Annotated in this window: 22 protein-coding genes; 10 read left to right on the forward strand and 12 right to left on the reverse strand. The window is 38.4% G+C overall.

Annotated features, from left to right (window positions below):
• The first annotated feature begins 73 nt into the window (after positions 1-73).
• Complete coding sequence (locus tag BM179_RS03590) at positions 74-1,246, forward strand: glutathionylspermidine synthase family protein (RefSeq protein WP_092012352.1); 1,173 nt, start codon at positions 74-76, stop codon at positions 1,244-1,246.
• 103 nt (positions 1,247-1,349) lie between these two features.
• On the opposite strand, the gene BM179_RS03595 is transcribed toward BM179_RS03590, so the two are convergent.
• Positions 1,350-1,913: a GNAT family N-acetyltransferase gene (locus BM179_RS03595; protein ID WP_092012357.1), complete on the reverse strand. Its 564-nt coding sequence runs from the start codon at positions 1,911-1,913 to the stop codon at positions 1,350-1,352.
• Positions 1,914-2,004: 91 nt separating this feature from the next.
• On the reverse strand, positions 2,005-2,574 hold the full coding sequence (locus BM179_RS03600; protein ID WP_092012360.1) for a hypothetical protein: 570 nt from the start codon (positions 2,572-2,574) through the stop codon (positions 2,005-2,007).
• 217 nt (positions 2,575-2,791) lie between these two features.
• On the opposite strand from BM179_RS03600, the gene BM179_RS03605 reads away from it, so the two are divergent.
• The 4 genes from BM179_RS03605 to BM179_RS03620 all read left to right on the forward strand — a co-directional run bounded on the left by BM179_RS03605 (position 2,792) and on the right by BM179_RS03620 (position 5,581).
• On the forward strand, positions 2,792-3,874 hold the full coding sequence (locus tag BM179_RS03605) for a Gfo/Idh/MocA family protein (protein WP_092012363.1): 1,083 nt from the start codon (positions 2,792-2,794) through the stop codon (positions 3,872-3,874).
• Positions 3,875-3,892: 18 nt separating this feature from the next.
• Complete coding sequence (locus BM179_RS03610; RefSeq protein WP_092012366.1) at positions 3,893-4,372, forward strand: nuclear transport factor 2 family protein; 480 nt, start codon at positions 3,893-3,895, stop codon at positions 4,370-4,372.
• A gap of 155 nt (positions 4,373-4,527) precedes the next feature.
• Complete coding sequence (locus BM179_RS03615) at positions 4,528-4,995, forward strand: DinB family protein (protein WP_092012369.1); 468 nt, start codon at positions 4,528-4,530, stop codon at positions 4,993-4,995.
• Positions 4,996-5,095: 100 nt separating this feature from the next.
• Positions 5,096-5,581 carry a DinB family protein gene (locus tag BM179_RS03620; protein WP_092012372.1) on the forward strand — a complete coding sequence of 162 codons (486 nt, stop codon included), beginning with the start codon at positions 5,096-5,098 and terminating at the stop codon, positions 5,579-5,581.
• 60 nt (positions 5,582-5,641) lie between these two features.
• On the opposite strand, the gene BM179_RS03625 is transcribed toward BM179_RS03620, so the two are convergent.
• Positions 5,642-6,859 (reverse strand): dipeptidase, encoded by a 1,218-nt coding sequence (locus BM179_RS03625; protein ID WP_092012375.1) that lies wholly within the window; start codon positions 6,857-6,859, stop codon positions 5,642-5,644.
• Between the two features lie 386 nt (positions 6,860-7,245).
• On the opposite strand from BM179_RS03625, the gene BM179_RS03630 reads away from it, so the two are divergent.
• Positions 7,246-7,512: a hypothetical protein gene (locus tag BM179_RS03630; RefSeq protein WP_092012378.1), complete on the forward strand. Its 267-nt coding sequence runs from the start codon at positions 7,246-7,248 to the stop codon at positions 7,510-7,512.
• 126 nt (positions 7,513-7,638) lie between these two features.
• Here the strand turns inward: BM179_RS03630 and yidD are convergent, their stop codons facing one another.
• Positions 7,639-7,848, reverse strand: a complete 210-nt coding sequence (yidD, locus tag BM179_RS03635) for a membrane protein insertion efficiency factor YidD (protein ID WP_092012381.1) — start codon at positions 7,846-7,848, stop codon at positions 7,639-7,641.
• Between the two features lie 258 nt (positions 7,849-8,106).
• Here yidD and lgt point away from each other — a divergent pair, with 258 nt between their 5' ends.
• Entirely contained in the window at positions 8,107-8,928 is an 822-nt protein-coding gene (lgt, locus tag BM179_RS03640) for a prolipoprotein diacylglyceryl transferase (protein WP_092012384.1), read from the forward strand.
• 173 nt (positions 8,929-9,101) lie between these two features.
• The gene (locus BM179_RS03645; protein WP_092012387.1) at positions 9,102-9,554 is read left to right on the forward strand and encodes a hypothetical protein; all 453 of its coding nucleotides are present in this window, start codon (positions 9,102-9,104) and stop codon (positions 9,552-9,554) included.
• A gap of 84 nt (positions 9,555-9,638) precedes the next feature.
• Here the strand turns inward: BM179_RS03645 and BM179_RS03650 are convergent, their stop codons facing one another.
• The 6 genes from BM179_RS03650 to BM179_RS03675 form a co-directional block, all read right to left on the reverse strand.
• Positions 9,639-10,841 (reverse strand): C40 family peptidase, encoded by a 1,203-nt coding sequence (locus BM179_RS03650; RefSeq protein ID WP_092012390.1) that lies wholly within the window; start codon positions 10,839-10,841, stop codon positions 9,639-9,641.
• 54 nt (positions 10,842-10,895) lie between these two features.
• Complete coding sequence (locus BM179_RS03655; RefSeq protein ID WP_092012393.1) at positions 10,896-12,140, reverse strand: serine hydrolase; 1,245 nt, start codon at positions 12,138-12,140, stop codon at positions 10,896-10,898.
• Complete coding sequence (locus BM179_RS03660; RefSeq protein WP_092012396.1) at positions 12,137-13,207, reverse strand: aminotransferase class I/II-fold pyridoxal phosphate-dependent enzyme; 1,071 nt, start codon at positions 13,205-13,207, stop codon at positions 12,137-12,139. The genes BM179_RS03655 and BM179_RS03660 overlap by 4 nt, the downstream gene beginning before the upstream one ends.
• 36 nt (positions 13,208-13,243) lie before the next feature.
• Positions 13,244-14,260 (reverse strand): dipeptide epimerase, encoded by a 1,017-nt coding sequence (locus BM179_RS03665; protein ID WP_092012398.1) that lies wholly within the window; start codon positions 14,258-14,260, stop codon positions 13,244-13,246.
• Between the two features lie 12 nt (positions 14,261-14,272).
• Positions 14,273-14,584 (reverse strand): hypothetical protein, encoded by a 312-nt coding sequence (locus BM179_RS03670; protein ID WP_092012401.1) that lies wholly within the window; start codon positions 14,582-14,584, stop codon positions 14,273-14,275.
• Positions 14,585-14,675: 91 nt separating this feature from the next.
• The gene (locus BM179_RS03675) at positions 14,676-16,472 is read right to left on the reverse strand and encodes an ABC transporter ATP-binding protein (RefSeq protein WP_092012404.1); all 1,797 of its coding nucleotides are present in this window, start codon (positions 16,470-16,472) and stop codon (positions 14,676-14,678) included.
• 173 nt (positions 16,473-16,645) lie between these two features.
• Here BM179_RS03675 and BM179_RS03680 point away from each other — a divergent pair, with 173 nt between their 5' ends.
• Positions 16,646-16,966: a hypothetical protein gene (locus tag BM179_RS03680; protein ID WP_092012407.1), complete on the forward strand. Its 321-nt coding sequence runs from the start codon at positions 16,646-16,648 to the stop codon at positions 16,964-16,966.
• A 108-nt stretch (positions 16,967-17,074) separates the two neighbouring features.
• Positions 17,075-18,409 (forward strand): DEAD/DEAH box helicase, encoded by a 1,335-nt coding sequence (locus BM179_RS03685; RefSeq protein WP_092012409.1) that lies wholly within the window; start codon positions 17,075-17,077, stop codon positions 18,407-18,409.
• A 64-nt stretch (positions 18,410-18,473) separates the two neighbouring features.
• Here BM179_RS03685 and BM179_RS03690 read toward each other — a convergent pair whose 3' ends face one another.
• Entirely contained in the window at positions 18,474-18,974 is a 501-nt protein-coding gene (locus BM179_RS03690) for a hypothetical protein (RefSeq protein WP_092012412.1), read from the reverse strand.
• Positions 18,974-19,486, reverse strand: a complete 513-nt coding sequence (locus BM179_RS03695) for a hypothetical protein (protein ID WP_143095146.1) — start codon at positions 19,484-19,486, stop codon at positions 18,974-18,976. The genes BM179_RS03690 and BM179_RS03695 overlap by 1 nt, the downstream gene beginning before the upstream one ends.
• Positions 19,487-19,509: the final 23 nt, after the last annotated feature.

The raw sequence follows: 19,509 nt of genomic DNA on the forward strand, positions 1-19,509 counted from the left end.
AAGTTGTTTCGGTCGGAATCAATGTTGATAAAAATACAGGATTTATGCCTGTTTTCATGAAAAGATTTTAGAAATGATAAAATTAAGAAAGTTAAAAAATAATCCTCTGACTGCTTTAAAACAGATAGGGTGGGACTGGATGCTGGGAGAAGATACAATTCCTTATCTGACAGATGAGGTAGTTGAAATAGAGGAGGGTGAGGCGGATGAATATTTTATAGCTGCCAATGAACTGTATGAAATGTTTATTAATGCAGGCCAGTATGTAATTGATAATAATAAATTTGAAGAGTTAGGCATTCCGGAAAATCTGATTGATCTGGTGAAATATTCCTGGGAAAATGATAAAACCTGGCATTTGTACGGACGTTTTGATTTAAGCGGGGGAACGGATGGAAAACCAATCAAACTTATCGAATTTAATGCGGATACGGCAACCTGTATTCCTGAAACGGCAGTTGTGCAATATGCGCACCTGAAGGCAAATGAACTGGAAGAACAGTTTCAGTTCAATGGTGTTTTTGAGGCATTTGTCGAGCAATTTAAATGTATTAAGGCCGAAAACGGTAGTTTTAGCCCGACCTTATTAATTTCCACACTCCGTGATGCACCGGAAGATGAAGCCAATGTATCTGTAATCGGAGAAGCAGCAAGGGAGGCGGGTTTTGAAGTCGATTTTGAATACATAGATGCTGTGGAGTTTTCTGAAACTGACGGGATTTTTAAGCAAAATCCACAGAACGGAAATTTTATCAGATATGATTTCTGGTTTAAACTTGTTCCATGGGAATACATCGGATGGGAAGAACCTGAATTAGCAGCTATTCTTACTAAAATTGTCATGAATCAGAAAGCGGTAGTAATGAATCCTGCCTATAGCCTGCTTTTCCAGTCGAAGGCTATGCTTAAAGTGCTTTGGGAACTGAATCCTTATCATCCGCTTTTACTGAAAACCGATAATAAACCGCTTCCGGAGTCTGTTTCAGTAGAAAAAGTTCTTTTTGGAAGAGAGGGAGCTAATGTCCGGGTGATTGAAAAGTCAGGAGAAATAGCTGAAGCTGCTGGAGGAGAATACGAGGGGCAAAGAGTTATATTTCAGGAATTCACGCCGTTTTTGAGAGATGAAGAAGATCATTATTATCAGGCGGGAGTGTTTTTTGCCGGAGAAGCCTGCGGTTTGGGTTTCAGACGCGGAGGTAAAATTATCGACAACCGTGCTCAGTTTTGCGGGCATATTTTGTATTAAGGAAAAGCGGAACGGTTTTTAGAAAGAAAAAGAGAAAAGACTGCTTCATGCAATCTTTTCTCTTTCTTAAATCCTCGGCTCCTTTTATCTGAAAACTATTACTCTAAGAAGCCAAAGGCAAAACTACCACTTCCCAGAGTTCAGGATAGGTAGTATCAAAATATTCGTGGATAATTTCAAAACCAACTCTTTTATGAGCTGATAGCGAACGTGTGTTTCTTTTGGCAATTTCTGTAACACAAATGTCAAATTGAGAGGATAGTAAATTTTGATGCGTTTTGTACAAACCGTCAAAAATCCCTTTTCCCCGATAAGCTTCTGAAACACAAACCTGTCCCATCACATAATAACGGTAATCTTTTACCAGCTTCCCCTGATATTCCAGTGCGCCAAGCATGTCGAACATTGCCATTAGCACCGGTACATCATTTTTAAAACTTTCAGGCATTACCAGTGCATAGCCTACCACCTGATCTCCGTCTTTGGCAATGATTTGCGGAATGGCCGTATTCATTCGGTTGAGCAGATCAAAATTGTGGACAACGGTTACAAATCCCTGATTGTCTGCGGTTTCTTCTGAAATATTTTTTCTGAGATTTTCCTGTTGGAGTGTTAAAACCTGTGTGATTTCTTCTGCTGATGAAATAGTTGTGAAAACAATGCTCATATTTTAAAATGCTTTTTGGCAAAACTCCTTAAAATAATTAATAATAAGAAATACTAAATTGGCATATATTAATAACAAATAGGAATAATTGTCAGCTCAGACGTCGGATAATCAGTGATTTTACCAACTCATAAAACTGAAGCGGTTTCATGGTTCTCCAGTTTGGGATATTGAGAGTTCCTCCGTAATTGATGTAATAGTCGAGTTTGAACTTCGTAAATTCCGTTTCCACAAAATCCATAAAATTACAGGCCGCAATCCATCCGTCTTCCACTTCTTCGAACCATTCCGCATAATAATCATCGTCTCTTGAGCCGTGAAAATTAAAGATATTTTCTCCCAGCAGAATAAACTGATTAATCCCCTCACCTAAAAGATGATCGATGACATGTCTTTTAAAAAACATAATATCATTGTGAAGGGTATCATTCCATTCTCCGAACATTTCAATAATTACTATTTTCCGGTCATAATCTGCGAAAAGGATTTTGCAGTAAAGTGTTTCGGTTTCAATTTCATCCCAAAGCGGATGAATGTAATATCCGTAAATAGTATTTTCATACATCGTCATGTTATACTTTCTGCCGAAGAAAGGGGAACGCTGATCTTTCGATGAAGCATAGTAGTTTTCCCAATTATAGAAAGGCTCAATTTCCTGCATTTATTTTTAATTAATATGGTCTGCTATTGTTTCTGATTAATCTCCTGCTAAATATAATAACCCACAAACCTGATAAATAAACTCCTTATCTTTCAGAAAATGATAAAAAATGTTTTAATGTTTCCTGAAAAATCAGCAGAAACAAAAGGCATATTTATCTTATCCAATAGTTAATTTTATAACACATTTTCTAAAAAATCTATTCTCTGCTTAACAAATGAAAAATTCAAGACGTAATTTCCTGAAAGCTATTACAGCCTCTTCTGTTGTAATGCCTATGATAGCTTCTGCCAAACCGCTTAACAAAGATGGCAGAAAACTTAATATTGCTCTGATCGGACTGGGTTATTATGCTACCTACCAGCTTGCTCCGGCATTTGCTCAAACGCAGTTTGCCAACCTCGCAGGTGTTGTTTCCGGTACGCCTTCAAAGATTGAGGATTGGAAGAAGAAATATAATATTCCTGAAAAAAACTGCTACAATTATCAGAATTTTGACAAAATTATTGAGAATAAAGACATTGATGCCGTGTATATTGTTCTCCCGAATTCAATGCATCATGAGTTTGCTTTGAGAGCAGCAAAGGCCGGGAAACATGTAATTTGTGAAAAACCTATGGCAGTTTCTGTCAGGGAAGCAGAAGAAATGATTGCTGCCTGTAAAAAAGCAGGTGTTCAACTGGCGATTGGTTACCGTTTGCATTATGAACCGTTTACCAATGAAGTAATGAGACTGGCCAGAGAAAAGGACTTCGGGAAAGTGAAATTTGTAGAGGCAAGTTTTGGTTTTAAGCTAAGAGATACCAATGCCTGGCGTATGAAAAAAGCCTTCGCCGGAGGCGGTCCGATGATGGATGTAGGGATCTATGCTTTAAATGCCAGCAGATATGCAACAGGAGAGGAACCTGTTTCAGTAACAGCACAGTGGGTAAAAACGGATCCTGAAATTTATAAAGACATTGAAGAAACGCTGTTCTGGCAATTGAAATTTCCAGGCGGAGCCATTTCTTCTTCCACAACTACCTATAATGGGAATGTCCACAGGTTGTTTGTTAGCTATGAAAATGGTAATTTGGAAATGTCTCCGGCTTATGATTATGGCCCCTTAAAAGGAAAAACCTCTAAAGGTGAGATGAATTTACCTGTTATCAAACACCAGACCGCTCAGCTCGAAGCAATGTCGGAAGCCATTCTGAACAACCGCCCGGTGAGGACTCCGGGAGAAGAAGGACTGCGTGACATGAAGATTATTGAAGCGATTTATAAAGCAGCGGAAACAGGAAAAGAAATAAAATTATAAAAGAATTTTATAACAGATATGCATCCAAATCAACAACTTATTCAAAATTTTTACGAAGCATTTGCCCGCAAAGATTATAAAGCAATGGCAGCATGCTATCATCCGGAAGCAACTTTCAAAGATGAAGTGTTTTCGCTGAAAGGAAAAGAAATCGCAGCAATGTGGCATCTGTTATGTGAGCGTGGGGCAGACCTTGAACTGTCTTTTTCAGGCATAGAAGCTGATGACAATACCGGAAAGGCAAATTGGGAAGCCTGGTATCATTTTTCACAAAGCGGTAAAAGAGTCCACAATGTTATCCAGTCGGCTTTTACATTTAAGGATGGTAAAATCCTGACCCAGCGGGATACTTTCAATTTCTATAGCTGGATGTCGCAGGCATTGGGCTGGATGGGGAGATTGTTCGGCTGGACCGGCTTTTTACAAAATAAGGTGAAAGAGCGTGCCAGTGAAAATATCAAAAGATTTATCAGAAAGCATACTCAGTATCAGGAATAGAATTGTCTTTTCATCGTTTTGAAATAAAGATTCAGGAATGAAGTGTTTGAGATAAATACTGTTTTGCAGATTTTGTCTGAAATCACCCTAAAAATCATTTCCTGAATCTTTCATTATTTTGTCATTATTCAGACTGGCTTGGTCATTTAAAATTTATGAAAATACTTATTAAAAATATCCATAACAGGATAGAAACGGTAAGCGAATATTTTTCAGCTTTTTCAGAAGAAGAACTCCGGCAGAAAGCTGCTCCTGAGAAATGGAGTAAAAAAGAGATTCTCGGGCATTTGATTGACTCGGCTCAGAATAATATCAGAAGATTTGTGATCGGACAATATCAGCATGAAGCGCATATCGTTTATCAGCAAAATGCCTGGGTAAAAGCAGCAGACTATCAGCAATACGATTCTCAGGATTTACTGGATTTCTGGATTTTACTTAATAAGCATCTATGTGTCATTCTCAAAAACCTTCCTAAAGAGCATTATCAGGTTCTGACGAATTGGGGAGGTTCTATTGCTTCTGCAAAAATCGGTGAAGATCTGGTGCCTCTGGAATTTGTGGCACATGATTACCTTCGTCATCTCGATCATCACCTCAGACAGATGGGAATGAATCTTTAAATTTGCCAGAATATTTGGAAGAGAGGAAATGTTTGTCGAGATTTACAAAACGTTCGTTTGGTAAAATTTTGTCAAAACAAATCCAATCTTCAAAATAATTATGCAAATACATTCTTTAATGCAGACAGGCTTTGCGCAGAATAGCAGGCTGATTTCCGGAATTTGTGAAGATGTTACAAAAGAGGAGGCTTTTTTCCGTCCTTATGAGCTGGTAAACCATCTTTCATGGGAAGTAGGGCATCTGGCATTTGTGAGAAATACCCTGATTAAACTGCTTGAACCGACTGAAAAACTGATCAAATTTGATAACGAAATACAGCTTTTTACTCCTAACACGCCTCTGTTGCAGGATGAGCTTTTTCCGTCGTTGCCTATCCTGAATACCGTTTTCGCAGAAAGAGGTGAAAAAGTAATTGATTTACTTGGAAAAGTTTCGGAGGAACATCTGAAGAAAGAAAGCCCATTTAAGTTATCAGCAGGAAAAACGATAGGAGAGCAGCTCTGGACTTTTTTCCTGCATGAAAGTGTCCATTACGGAGAGATGTTTTATCTGAAAAATATCATTAAACGTCAGAGAGTTTCATAATTCTCAAAATCACTCAATAAAGGGAATTTCAAGTGAAATCCCCTTTATTGAAATAGAATTTTACATTTTCCTGGCTACTTTTTCCACATCTTTCCAGACCCTGAAAATATTCTGATAACAGATTTTTTGAATATCATTTTCGGAATATCCTCTTTTAAGCAGAATATAGATCAGATTCGGTAATTGTGAACAATCTTTCAGGCCATCCGGCAAAGTAGGACCGACTCCTTCAAAATCAGAACCTAAACCGACATGCGTAATACCTGCCAGTTTTACTACATGATCGATATGGTCTGCTACCTTTTCCACATTGGTTAATTTCATGGGCTGATTTTTGGAATATTCTTCGTCAAAGGCCCTGGCTTCAGGGCTATTAACTGCCACATTATGCTCTTTTGCCCATTTTGCCACTTCCGCAGCTTTATTTTTGGAATAATTATTAGCAGTTTCATCAAGAAAAGAAGAGGCAAAATTGATCATAATTACTCCGTTTTTCTGAGCAAGCATCGTAATCATCTCATCTGACATATTTCTCTGGAAACCTGGTGTGAAAAACCTGCATGAAGAATGAGAAGCAATAACAGGAGCTTTCGACATCTTTACAACCTGTTCAAAAGTATTGTCTGAAATATGAGAACAGTCGATCATAATGCCTAGTTTATTCATTTCCAGAACCACTTTTCTGCCATAAGGACTTAGCCCTTGCCAGGTGCTGGTTGTATCATAAGAGCTGTCGCAGATGAGGTTATTTTCTCCGTGACAAAGGGTAATGTAACGGATTCCTCTTTTATAAAAATGATCCAGATTGGCCAGATTACTTTCAATCGGAGAACCATTTTCCATACCCATAGGTAATGAAATCAGGCCTTTTCTGAAATTTTTCTCAATATCTGCCGGAGATTTTGCCAGCGCAAATTTATCAGGAAACTGCGTCGTAAGGTTTTCAACCATATCAATGAGAGAATCGGCCAGTGCTTTTGAGTCACCGGGAGTCTGCTGAAGTTTTGACGGAACGTAAATCGACATAAAGGGAGCAGAAAGTCCGCCTTTCTTTGCCCGGACATAATCGAAGTCTCCGGCTGTAGTTTGTACGGAAACATCTTCCATTTTACCATGAAGTCTGTATGGTAAATCAACGTGTCCATCCACGATGATAAATTTATGAGCGAGCTCTTCGGCTTTTTTTTTCAGAAGCTCATCCTCATTTTGAGGAGGGTTGAAGGAAATAAAGCCGGCAAGGGAAAGCAAAAGGAAAGCTTTATGAAAGTTTTTTCTCATGAATGGTAAATAAAGGTTTAATAATCTGATGAAGGGAAATCAAGCGTATATAGTTTTAAATATAATAAATTTCCATGATTTTCACGCTTGTTTATGTCTCTTGGCCCTCATTTCTGTCTTCATAAGCGAGCATGCAAAATTTCTTTTTAGACGGACTTAAAATTTTTTAAAAAAATATTTAAGTCTATATGCAACATTTATATCAGGAATTGCATCTTATTGAGCAAGAGAGAAAGAAAAGGCCTTCCATTCATCAACACTAAAAACCGTTTATCATGATTTTCTGAAAAAAACGGTACTTTGTATTGCATAGTACAGTATAACGCATATATCTTTGTATCAGCTTCTAATGAACTCTGTTAGAAGATAACTTAAAAGATAAAGTCATGAAACTGCTTAATATTTTAATCATTTTTTCGTTGATAACTGGGTTGACATCCAATGCTTTAGCAATGGGATTTCCGCACAATATTCTGGCAGGAAGACATGCTTTGAAGAAAGATTCTGAGAAAAAAGAAATAGTTAAAGCAAAATATAGCACAAAAACTACCTCTGTTACCATTTTACAAAAAGCGCATGTTATCAGGCAGCTTGTAAATGTCGGACAGGTAAGCAGACTGGCATTTCTTTTTGTGAAAAGAAATGATGAATAAGATCACTGTTCCGCAATAAGCAGTGGGTACCTCTGACCTTTAAGAATTTTTAGTTTTGGTTTAAGGATTGATTTGTAGCGATGCCGGTTCGGCATCGCTACATTTGTTTCAGGGGATACCTTCAACTCAGGGAACAGGATCATGCCCGTGTCCTCCCCAGGGATTACATCTCGCAAATCTTTTCAGACCCATCCAGCCTCCTTTCAATGCTCCGTGTTTCAACACAGCTTCAATCATGTACTGGGAACAAGTTGGGGTATAACGGCATGAATTAGGGAAATAGGGAGAAATTAAACCCTGATATACTCTGACAAGAAAAATTAACAGGCTTTTCATGTGAATGGATCAATTAGAATTTTGAGACTCTGATCAGAATTCTCCTTAAAGAACCGCCAGATAGAGCATTATTCTCATGGCGTTTCATTAGAAATATATTACTTTTGAGCCGGATTTATTCACAAATGTAGTTTTACAAAGGCTATTTTCTCATAGGAAAATATTTTTTAGATCAGTAAAATAATTTTACTTCTCAATCTGAAATTGAAGACACAAATTTAATAAAGTGTTTGCCTTCAATTCCAAAACCTGTTCAAAATGTTACTTTTTATTGACTGGGATGTTAATCCTGAAATTATTTCAATATTCGGTTTCCCTATTCGCTGGTACGGACTTCTCTTTGCTTCTGCTTTTTTAGCCGGATATCAGGTGCTTAGCTATATTTTTAAGAAAGAAGGAAGACCTGTAGAGCAGGCAGACCAATTGTTGCTTTACGCCATGGTTGCTACAGTAATCGGAGCGAGATTCGGGCATTATTTCTTTTATGAATTCCCCTTGCTGAAAGCTGATCCGGTAAAATTCTTCATCAACATGGTTACGCCTCCTTATTCTGGTTTGGCTAGTCATGGAGCATCTATCGGGTTATTTCTGGCTTTTTATCTGTACGTCAGGAAGAACAAAGATCAGAGTTATTTATATGTGACAGACAGGGTAGTTCCGACAGTAGCTTTGGGTGGTTTTTTTATCAGAATGGGAAATCTGATGAACTCAGAGATTATAGGTAAACCAACTGATGTACCCTGGGCATTTCTTTTCAAAAGAGAAACAGAACACGAACTGCTGGTTCCCCGCCATCCTTCACAATTATATGAAGCACTTTCCTGTCTGATCCTGTTTATTGTACTCATGTGGATCTGGAACAAAAAGAAACAATATACCAGAGAAGGTTTGCTGACGGGTGTATTCATGATTGTTGTATTTACTTTAAGATTCTTTTATGAGTTTTTAAAGGAAAATCAATCTTCTTTCGAAGACTCAATGGCATTCAATATGGGGCAGTATCTTTCTATTCCTGCTGTGCTTTTCGGAATAGGCGTTTTGGTATATGCCTTTAGAAAAAAACCTGAAACTATTCAATAATGTCATTCAGGAAGGCCTAAAAGCCGTTTCAGACATTTTTACTTTCGCTAAAATGTCTGAAACGGCTTCATTTTTATAAGGCTTTATCAATTGTTAACTTTCAATTACTAGTATAGTTTAAAATATTTTACCATATTTGTAATGAACTAAAAAACAACTAATTGACTGATAATATGGAAAATAACCTGGATAATTTGAAAGATCAGGCTGCTGAAAAGTTAGATAATATTGCAGATGCGGCCGCTGGAAAAATAAAAGAGGTAACCGGAATGAATGTTGAAGAAAAAGCTCACGAGCTTGCTGATGCAGCTACTGAGAAATTAGAAGATCTTCAGGAAGCTGCTGAAGCTAAATTTGAAGAATTGAAAGCAACAGCTTCTGCAAAAATAGAAGAATTTACCGGAGAAAAACTGGACGAAGTAAAAGCAGCCGCTGCAGAGAAATTTGAAGATGCTAAAACCATTGCAGCTGAAAAAATAGAGGATGCAAAAGAATTTGCTTCGGAAAAAATAGAAGATGCTACTGAATTTGCAGCAGAAGCCATTGATGATGCTAAAGAAGCAGCAACTGGTTTCTGGGGTAAAATCTCAGGGTTGTTCGGAGGAAAAAAAGAAGTAAAAAAATAGTTTTTTACCGCATCAACCAAAATCAGAAACCCCTTTCCCGATCAGGAAAAGGGGTTTCTGATTTTATACTTCCTCTCAAAAGATTTAATAAATATTATTTTCCTTTAATACAGTAATGCCTTGTAAGCTGCTTTTCAGGATCCTTTTTGAGCGCAGGTATCTTTTTACATTATATTCGTCAAAGTTGGCAGCCTTCGGATTTACACTGCCTATTCTTACTTTGTCAGAAGCATGAATGAATTCGTCATTTCCAATCCACATACCTACATGAACAACTTTCTCTGAGCCATCTTCTCTTTTTTCACCGAAAAACAGCAAATCTCCCGGTTCAAGAGATTCAAAATGAGAAGATTTATCTACTAAATCCCCTGTAAAGACTTGTTGAGAGGCATCTCTTGGCAGAATAAGGCCGTTCATGAAATAAACGGTTTTGGTAAAACCACTGCAATCAACGCCTTTGAAAGAAGTTCCTCCCCATAAATAAGGAATACCCATCAATCTTTTAGAAGCCCTGACAAGACTTTCTTCCGTAGGATTGGTGTTCTTAATCCAGTCGCTGTAGATTTTAGCTTCACTTTTCAGAACATAACCTTTTCTGGCATCTGCAAAAAGTACCTGATAAAAATCCCCTTTTTCTCCCAGAATTTCCAAAACATCACCATATACTAAATCAGAAACGGTCTGACTTTCAGTATTTGTTTCAACATAAGAGAAGCCATAAGGGTTTGTATAGATGATTTTAGCTGCTGACTTCCATCGATCAAACTCTTCTTTGGTAATCCGGGTAACCGCTCCCCGGTCGACCCAGGCAATGTATTGATCGGGTGTTTGCACCAATAGCCAGCCATTGTCTTCCATTTCAAGTACTTTTAAGGGTGTTCCCATCAAAGCCTGCGTGGCAAGCTCTCCCGAATGTCTTGGTGCTGAACGAATGTTACAAACGGAAACCTCTACCAAACCATAAATTTTCTCGCCAAGTTCTGCTTCAGGAAGGGTTTTAATCTGATCATTCACCTCAAATTTCAGCCCTCTGAGTTGGTCAATCAATTGATTTTTGGCTTTTATCTGATTGGTTTTTCCGGAAAGGGTAACCTGGTTATTCTGACGATTTACCTCAATCTGAAAAACGGCTGTTCTTTTGTCCGGAGCATATCGGCGGGCTAATTTCTCAATAATCGGGCCGATAATAGAATCCGCTCTGGAATAAACCGGATTTGGTGTTTCTGCAAAAGCAGATAAACTGCTCAAAACCAGGGATAATAAAATCAGTAATTTAAAATTTTTCATTGACGGAAGTATTGTAATGGTTCTTGTTCTGAGGGTTTTCTATTAAAAAAATCCCTATTTGTCGTAAGTCATTTTGAATTTCCGGAGGTCAGGCTTTACCTTTTTAGGACGAGTCAGTTCGAAATCATATATAGTTTGTCCGAGGTGTTTCATGAAAGGAAATCCCGTTTTTTCATAATCATACTGGCTGTCATTGAAAATCTCATCATGATTACAAAGAATTACTGCGGTCAGCATAAATTCTATTCCTTTTTCAAAGTCAACGATATAAGCGTTGTCTAACAAAAATCCGTAGGCATCTCCAACTTTATTAAAAATCCTGATGTCGGGATTGATTACAGCATTTTTGTCGCCTCCGTATAACAGGAATTTACAATAAGCCGGAAAATAATCCTGTGAAGAACCATAGGCCGGGAATGTGCTTTCTGTAGGATACTGAGACATATATTGATACAAAAACTTATAATCCTCTGCCGTTAAGTTAAAACGGTGCTGAGCGTCAACCGCTTCCGGGAAAAGAACAGCTTTAAGGATAGCCTGCTGCTCATTCAGAGGGAAATAATTTTTTGCAGTAAAATCAAAAGGTTCATTTACCAGAGAATCGTCTTTTAGATAACCTTTTCCAAGTTTTATAGGCGTGTCCGGAATGTAGTTTTTGGAAGAAACAACCATTGGTTGCTGATAGATCAGCTTTTCTCCGTCAAAAAAACGTACAGGATTTGTTCTGCGGTTTTGTTCCGGCGTCATTCCGACTTCGAGCCGATGAATGATCCGGGCGTTTTTATAGCCTTTCTGATGCAATGTTTCGTTAAATGGTTCCTGACCAACAAATTCATACAATCTGTTAAAAGCATCATTATCGGAAACCATCAGAATTTTCTTAATATAATGTCCGACGGAGGGCAAACCTGTCTCAGAGGTCGTATCACGTGTTGCAGGTGTGTGACGCTCAAATTCAGCGTCGGTAAGCATGGTTGAGTTTTTAGACAGACCTTTGATTTTCAGGTTGTTAATTTTTTCAAGAGCCAATAGTGAGGCAGGGAATTTTACAGTACTGGCAGGATAAAAATATTCAGAAGTTCCGTTTCTGAAACCATAACCGGTAAATGTTGGCCGGTTTTTTTTGTCCCTGTCGATCTGTGTATAGATAATCTGCAACCTGTATTTTTCAGCATTCTTAAGAATTTCCCCGAAGTATTCAGGTTTGGATTCCAATAAGCTGGTCAAAACATTTTTGTCCTGAGAAAAGCCCTGAATCGTCATATGGGCAAAAATGGCAAACAAAAGAAGTCTTTTCATAAATTATAATTGCTGCACAAAGTTGATAATTTGCTGAGGTCTTCCTGCGTATGTAAGGCGCTGATAACGAGCCTTGTTACAGGTTTGTCATAGATGGAAGGGTAGGGGAAGCAGGCTGTAATAATTCCGTTTTCCTTCAAAAAATCATGCAGGCCTTCCGCATGAGTGCAAAATGCCGGATAATTTTCCAGACCTTCCAGAACGCTTTCCGGATTCAGTTTATCAGTGAAGGCCTGAATGTTCTTCATGAGTTTAATCCGCTGTCTTTCATAAACTTCCTGAGATTTTGTAAAGGCATATAGCAGAGCAGGCATCATGGGTGAAGCACCTGCAAAAACCGGCAGATTCCTGATGAACTGAATGGTTTGGGCATCAGATAAAATTACCCCGCCAACCATTCCCATAGCTTTGTTCAATGAACTTGTAATAACTAAACGAACGTTTTCCGGATGTTTGAACACAGGCAACTGAATCCCGAGGCTGTGTGAAGCATCGATGATTACACTGATGTTTTTATCATTTGGCAGATTGGCAAGCCATTCAAAATCAAAGGTTTCAACATATGGTGAACCTACTGAATCGCTGAAAATTACAAAATGATCTGCGGTTGAATGTCTGATTTTTCCGGGCAGTTCATTTGCCCAGTTTTGGTAACGCTGAGCAGGGAGAATTGTATTGCTTTTCCAGAGAGCCGGATGAGTTTTCGGGGCATAATAATATGCTGTCTGCTGATTTTTCCCGTTTTGATTTTCCAGCCACTCTACAAATTTTACCACCATTTGCCCTGCCAGAATCCCGGAAGAAACCGTCAGTGCTTCTGGCATATTACAGAATTGAGCCAAAGCTGATTCTGCTTCTTCATAAATAGATAACCGGACAGTATTATTTCTGGAACTTCCCCAGGAAGCCCCGTAATATTGTAAACCTTCGAAGAGGTTTTCTTTAAATTCCGGCTGAAAAGCCATTCCAAGATAAGAGGTTCCGCTAAACCAGAGAAATTCATTTCCTTCCACCATCAAAGTCCGGCCCGGAAGATGATCTATATTTAAAAAACCATTTTTGCTCATTTTCTTTTGGGTAAATCCGACAGATTAAAGATTGATTTAGCCAATCAGATTTGCACCTGTTCCATTTTCAGCTGCATAAATTACTTTGCCATAATCGATAGTGATTCCTGTTGAAATATGATCTTCCACCAGTAAGATACCATCCATGTCCACATAATCCAGAAGCGGAAGTAACTGAGCGATAGCGGAGCATCCGACATTCGATTCTGTCATACAGCCGACCATCACTTTCAAACCAACTTTATGAGCATGAGCAATCATTCTTTTAGCAGGTGTTAGTCCGCCACATTTCATTAGTTTGACATTAACCCCATGAAAAAATCCATAACAACGGGCCACATCATCTTCTACAATACAACTTTCATCTGCAATAATTGGCAGGACGGATTCAGCATAAACCTTTTTCATGCCTTCCCAATTATCGGCTTTCATAGGTTGTTCAATAAATTCAACGCCGAGTTCCTTCAACTGAACAGCATTTTGAATTGTTTCCTCAACATCCCAAGCCGTATTGGCATCTACTCTGAAAACAGCATTGGTATGTTTTCTGAGTTCTTTGACAATTTTGATATCTTCTTTGGTCCCCAGTTTGATTTTGTAAAGCGGAAAAGGAACTTCTTTGATCTTCTCCACCATTTTTTCTACGGTATCAATGCCAATGGTATAATCCGTAATCGGATTTTTGGAAATGTCTAGACCCCAGGCTTCATAGAGTTTTTTACCTGATTTTTTACCCCACAAATCGTTTGCTGCTATATCGAGTGCACAAAGTGCGAAAGGGTGATCGTCTTGAAGATAAGGAGAAATATATTGCCAGAAGTCTTCCGGATTTTTCAGGTCATATTTTTCAATCAGAGGTCTTACCGCCTCCAATTGCGCTTTCATTTTTTCAAGTGTTACTCCATAATAAGGCGTTTCGGTCGCTTCACCGAAGCCTCTGAAATTGCCTTCACGAAGTTCTACAATCAGAGTCGGCTGTACATTTCTTGACTCATGTGTAATCGTAAAAGTATGTTTAAGTTTTAGTTTGAAGGTATGAAGTATTAATTGCATTGATAAAGTTTTTTATGGTTTTGACAAATGTTCTTTAGGCTGATTATTCCGGCAATCTTGTAATAAAATGGTATTTCTTTTTATTTTCTCAATATTAATCAATTTTGCGACTTTTATTGCCATAATTTCCCCGAATGAAAGCCCTGTTAATATTGGATTACTGTCTTTTATTTGTGCTGTAAGTCTTTTCGCATAATATTCAATAGGCTCATTTTTCTCAGGTGAAATCCAATCAATAAATGTTATTTCGTAACCAGACAGATCCAAATATTTAAAGACTCTTCTGTCTGCTCCCAAACCGCTGAAGATATAGAGGTGTTTCATTTTTATTATAAATTAATCTTTATCCTATACATTAGCCGATTTCTCAATAAACGAATGAACTCGATTGTTTTGAGCGCAGCGAAAGGGCTTTCTATCCCTTATCCTCAAATTCCTTTTTAACAGCATCTTTCTGATGTTTCCACAATTCCTGAAATACGGGACTATTTTCTTTGAGGTATTGAAAAGTACCTTCATCAGCCAGATTTCCGTTTTGAAGAATATAAACATAGTCAAAATGCACAAGAAGATGTAATCTATGCAAAGTAGAAAGCACTGCTTTTTCTCTGAATTCCTGAAAAAGCTTCTGATAAATCTGCATTTCTGTTTTAGGATCAACGCTGCTGGTTGGCTCATCCAATAACACAATATCCGAACTTCTTGCCGCCAATACGCCTCTTGCCAATGCCAGACGCTGTTTTTGTCCTCCTGATAAATTCACCCCTTTTTCCTGAATGTTAGATTCCAGCCCTTTCGGTAATTGCTGAATTACATCACTGAAATGAGCCGTATTACAAACCTGTAAAATCTCATCTTTCTCAAAAGGAAGTCCTAAAGTAATATTATACTCAATACTGTTTTCAAAGATTTCCGGTTCCTGCGGAAAAAGTGTAACTGTTTCTGAGAGAATAGCTAATTCATCCGGCATGTTTTGTCCATCAATATCCAGCATCACACCCTTTTCAGGTACATATAATCCTCTCAGCAGGGCAAGCAGCGTGCTTTTTCCTGAGCCGCTTTCTCCGATAAATGCAATTTTTTGTCCTTTTTTAATTCTGATGCTCAGGTTATGCAAAGCCTGACCTTTACTTGTAGCATCGTAAGTTTCCTGGTGAGAAAAATTCAATCCTGAAATCTCTATTTCTTTCCAGTTTTCCGGTAAAACCGTATTACTTTCCAATCTATGTTGTTCATGGTAAGCAGCAGAAATCGTTCTTGCAGTCTGAACATCCGTATTATGCTGAATAATCTGTGTATAAAGCCATGCCACATCATGAAAAACACTGGTAAAATTGTTTACATACCCAAGGAGGGTAACCAGTCCTCCTACAAAAAACACCTTATCGCCTGACCAGTTCTGGAAAACAAATCCAACCGTAATTACCACGTAAATAGTTGCAACCAGCATATCTGCCACAAACCATTTCCACTCATTCAATATAACCTGTTTTTTAAAAGGCTTAAAAACATGAGCAATTTTACCAGAAAGACTATCTTCCATTCTGCTTTCCAGTCTAAGGGTAATAACAGTGATAATGTTGGAAAGGCTGTCGAATAAAGTTGATGAAACTACATGTTCTCTTTCATTGGTTTCATCCAGGGCCTTAATAAAAGGTTTATCAAATTTGGTAATAATCCAGATAGTAAATAATCCCAGCAAAACCCCGACTCCTCCGAAAACCGGAGAAAAATAAAGCATCGCAATGAATGAAAAGATAAATTTGGAAAAGGCATGCAGATACATAAATCCATCCTGAAAAAAGGTTTTCAAAGCCTCATAAGCTTTTCTGATTCTATTGATGGTAGCACCACTGTGATTATCCTGATGCCATTTAACGGGAAGATGCAGCGTCTGATGGTAGAGTTCGTGAAGGAAATTCCGGCTCAGGTTAAACGCCAGTTCCCTTTCCATTACCCTGGCGGTGCCATGAAAAGCCCATTCAGAAAGTCTTAAGAGCAAATATCCCCCTGCATACAACCAGGCATGTTTGAGCACATCAATGCCTTCTTTCTGAATTTTATCCACAAACCATCCATAGAGTAGTGGGTTCAGAGAGAAGATAATATTTGCTACGATAAACATAGCATAAACCAGCACAAATCTTTTTTTTTCATGTCTGGCATATTGCCAGGCGATCCGGAGTAGAGAGAAATAAGGATTTTGATTCATCAAAGTTTAAATTTTACCGAAGTTACGAAAATTGAATTGTTCAATCAGTGCAGAAGTTCTTAATTCTCCTTGATTTTCAGGTTAAACCCTCTTTTGAAAAAACGGAAAAAAGATAACTCAGATCCCATTAAATATTCATAACTTATTGACTATTAAACATAAACACACAAGCCATGGAGGAACGAATTGTAATTGCAGCTTACAAACCCAAAGAAGGCCAATCCGAAGCACTGAAATTGCTGATGAAGGAACATCTTTCCACTTTAAAAAGCCAGAACTATGTGACAGACAGAGCCTCAATTATAATGGAATCTCTGGACGGTACAATCATTGAAGTTTTTGAATGGGTATCAGCACATGCTATGCAGCAGGCTCATTCCAATCCGGTTGTGCTGGAAATGTGGGGGAAATATGCGGAAGTCTGTGATTATATTCCGGTAGGAAATGTTGCGGAAACCTCACAGTTATTTTCGGCTTTTACTCCCCTGAATTAATATAGTCTTACGACCGGAACCAGGGAGATTCTGACTGATTAATGGATCATAAGTTTATCTTTCCTGAAGTTTAAAACTACCTTTGTATTTAATATCAATCAGTAGGTTATGACTTTTGAAGAATTAAATCTTAACAGACCCTTGTTAAATGCCCTTGAAGATCTGGGCTTTACTTCCCCGACGCCCATTCAGGAAAAGGTGTTTTCCGTAGTAATGTCTGGAAAGGATGTATGTGGAATTGCGCAGACAGGAACGGGTAAAACTTATGCTTATTTATTGCCTTGTCTCAGACAATATCAGTTTTCCAAAGAAAAAATCCCTCAGATTCTGATTATCGTTCCAACCAGAGAATTAGTTGTTCAGGTAGTTGAAGAAGTTCAGAAACTTTCCAAATATTTAAGTTTAATTGCGGTAGGCGTTTTTGGCGGGGTAAATCTCAAACCACAGGCGGCAGAGGTGATGGCAGGTGCCGATGTACTGGTTGGTACACCCGGAAGATTGGTTGATTTACTTTCTAACGGAGTACTGAAACCCAAATCTATCAGAAGACTGGTCATCGATGAGTTTGATGAGATGCTTAACCTCGGTTTCAGGGCACAATTGAAGCAGATTTTTGAGAAACTTCCTGAAAAAAGACAGAACCTTCTTTTCTCTGCTACTTTAAATGAAGAAGTTGAATTTCTTGTTGAATCTTATTTCAATAATCCGGTAAGAATTGAAGCAACTCCTGTCGGTACTCCTTTAGACAATATTTCTCAGTCTTTATATTGTCTGCCTAATTTTCAAACTAAAATCAACCTGCTCAATCTGCTGCTGAATCAGTATCCTGAAATGAACAAAGTTTTGGTTTTTGTGGCAACAAAACACCTGGCAGATTTGCTTTTTGAACAATTGGATGAGATTCGATATCAGGATAAAATTGCTGTTATTCACTCCAATAAAGCACAAAATCATCGTTTTGAAGCTGTAAACATGTTCCAGAACGGAGATTGCAGGATTTTGATCGCTACGGACGTAATTGCCCGCGGGATTGATGTGGCAGAGGTTTCCCATGTTATTAATTTCGATCTGCCTGATGTTCCTGAAAATTATATACACAGAATAGGAAGAACGGGACGGGTAGAAAGAAAAGGAATTGCCATTTCTTTTGTCACCGAGAAAGAAAATGAGTTACTTGAAAGTATTGAAACCCTGATGAACTACAGCATTCCGGTAATGGAATTGCCTGAAAATCTTGAAATTTCTGACAAACTTCTACAGGCTGAAGTAGAAAAGGTTGCCATGAAAACCGTCCTTATCAAAGCTCCGAAAAGAGAAAATGCCGGTGCGGCCTTTCATGAAAAATCAGAGAAAAACAGCAAAGTCAATGTAAGAAGAAGTCATGAGGCTGAGATGAAGAAGAAATACGGGAAATCCTACAAAAAGAAAAGAAGAGATTCATAAAGTTAAGCTCAGCATTTATAAATTCCGGGAAGTCTGACCTCCCGGAATTTTGTTTTTTATCTTTTCAAAGGTCGATCAAAGTATATATCACATTGGCAGAATAATTTGCTGCCGGAATTGTCACGGATAAACCTCTGATTTCATATTGAATCGGTACATTATTTCTGTTCAGACTGGTCAGAACATTCGTTCCCCGGAAAAGCTCCTGTTGGGTAGTTGACAACTGAATATAACTACTGGTTCCCGAAGGTGTGATTGAACCTAAAAGACTGGTTCCGTCACCTGTTTTTCTGATCCAGACGGTAAGATTGGAATTCCATGAAACATCCTGCTTGGTTACCATCACTTTCCAGCTTAACAATAATCCCAGAAAAGCCGTGGATGAAACTGTTACAAGTGTCTGATTACTTGCACTGGTCACATTTGAACTATAGTTATTTCCTGCTTCAGTCAGTGTAGGTGCTGAAGCACTCCAACTGGTTCCTGTTATGGAAATGGCATTACTCTGCCCTGAGACCGAAGCACCGGACAGCAGGAAACAAAATAATCCGATTATTCTTTTCATTAATTATCAGTTAAAGTGTAAGTGATGGTCAGACTGGTAGAGGCATCGTGTTTAAGCTGACCATAATTACTAATTTGCAGAGAATATGTCAAATTATAACCATTATTTGCTCCGTTTCCTGTATAAGCACCTCCAATTCCTGTTACAACATTCTGAGCGGAGGTAGTCAGGCTCAGATTAGAACCTGCTGTTCCGAAAGTCCCCGAACCGGAACCCGAATAAGCAGACACTGTCAGTAACAGATTTAATCCGGCCGGAAGTGTTCCGGATGATATTTGTGCAGTAATTTTCCGGGTTACTCCCACCGCTACCGAAGACGTTACATTCAGCCATTTGGTATTATTCGAGGAAGGAACGGTCAAGGCTCTGCCAGCTTCCGTAGGAGATTGCATTGCCAGGGTAATAGCAGAATTATTGGGTTCCAGATCCAATAATCCTACTGATGGCAAATTAAAACTTATAGAAGCAGAAGCCGTAGTCTGAGCCATGACCGACCCAACCAGCATTATCATAAAATATAGTGTGTAAAATGCCC

The sequence above is a fragment of the Pseudarcicella hirudinis genome (assembly GCF_900115665.1).
Lineage (GTDB): Bacteria > Bacteroidota > Bacteroidia > Cytophagales > Spirosomataceae > Pseudarcicella > Pseudarcicella hirudinis.

Bases quoted from the DNA above. Each gene is read 5' to 3' on its own strand.
- BM179_RS03690 (WP_092012412.1), bottom strand. From the start codon at position 18,974: ATGAAAAGAATAATCGGATTATTTTGTTTCCTGCTGTCCGGTGCTTCG.
- yidD (WP_092012381.1), bottom strand. From the start codon at position 7,848: ATGAAAAGCCTGTTAATTTTTCTTGTCAGAGTATATCAGGGTTTAATT.
- BM179_RS03675 (WP_092012404.1), bottom strand. From the start codon at position 16,472: ATGAATCAAAATCCTTATTTCTCTCTACTCCGGATCGCCTGGCAATAT.
- BM179_RS03590 (WP_092012352.1), top strand. From the start codon at position 74: ATGATAAAATTAAGAAAGTTAAAAAATAATCCTCTGACTGCTTTAAAA.
- lgt (WP_092012384.1), top strand. From the start codon at position 8,107: ATGTTACTTTTTATTGACTGGGATGTTAATCCTGAAATTATTTCAATA.
- BM179_RS03655 (WP_092012393.1), bottom strand. From the start codon at position 12,140: ATGAAAAGACTTCTTTTGTTTGCCATTTTTGCCCATATGACGATTCAG.
- BM179_RS03670 (WP_092012401.1), bottom strand. From the start codon at position 14,584: ATGAAACACCTCTATATCTTCAGCGGTTTGGGAGCAGACAGAAGAGTC.
- BM179_RS03595 (WP_092012357.1), bottom strand. From the start codon at position 1,913: ATGAGCATTGTTTTCACAACTATTTCATCAGCAGAAGAAATCACACAG.
- BM179_RS03695 (WP_143095146.1), bottom strand. From the start codon at position 19,486: ATGATAATGCTGGTTGGGTCGGTCATGGCTCAGACTACGGCTTCTGCT.
- BM179_RS03600 (WP_092012360.1), bottom strand. From the start codon at position 2,574: ATGCAGGAAATTGAGCCTTTCTATAATTGGGAAAACTACTATGCTTCA.
- BM179_RS03610 (WP_092012366.1), top strand. From the start codon at position 3,893: ATGCATCCAAATCAACAACTTATTCAAAATTTTTACGAAGCATTTGCC.
- BM179_RS03630 (WP_092012378.1), top strand. From the start codon at position 7,246: ATGAAACTGCTTAATATTTTAATCATTTTTTCGTTGATAACTGGGTTG.
- BM179_RS03625 (WP_092012375.1), bottom strand. From the start codon at position 6,859: ATGAGAAAAAACTTTCATAAAGCTTTCCTTTTGCTTTCCCTTGCCGGC.
- BM179_RS03665 (WP_092012398.1), bottom strand. From the start codon at position 14,260: ATGCAATTAATACTTCATACCTTCAAACTAAAACTTAAACATACTTTT.
- BM179_RS03620 (WP_092012372.1), top strand. From the start codon at position 5,096: ATGCAAATACATTCTTTAATGCAGACAGGCTTTGCGCAGAATAGCAGG.
- BM179_RS03605 (WP_092012363.1), top strand. From the start codon at position 2,792: ATGAAAAATTCAAGACGTAATTTCCTGAAAGCTATTACAGCCTCTTCT.
- BM179_RS03615 (WP_092012369.1), top strand. From the start codon at position 4,528: ATGAAAATACTTATTAAAAATATCCATAACAGGATAGAAACGGTAAGC.
- BM179_RS03680 (WP_092012407.1), top strand. From the start codon at position 16,646: ATGGAGGAACGAATTGTAATTGCAGCTTACAAACCCAAAGAAGGCCAA.
- BM179_RS03660 (WP_092012396.1), bottom strand. From the start codon at position 13,207: ATGAGCAAAAATGGTTTTTTAAATATAGATCATCTTCCGGGCCGGACT.
- BM179_RS03650 (WP_092012390.1), bottom strand. From the start codon at position 10,841: ATGAAAAATTTTAAATTACTGATTTTATTATCCCTGGTTTTGAGCAGT.
- BM179_RS03685 (WP_092012409.1), top strand. From the start codon at position 17,075: ATGACTTTTGAAGAATTAAATCTTAACAGACCCTTGTTAAATGCCCTT.
- BM179_RS03645 (WP_092012387.1), top strand. From the start codon at position 9,102: ATGGAAAATAACCTGGATAATTTGAAAGATCAGGCTGCTGAAAAGTTA.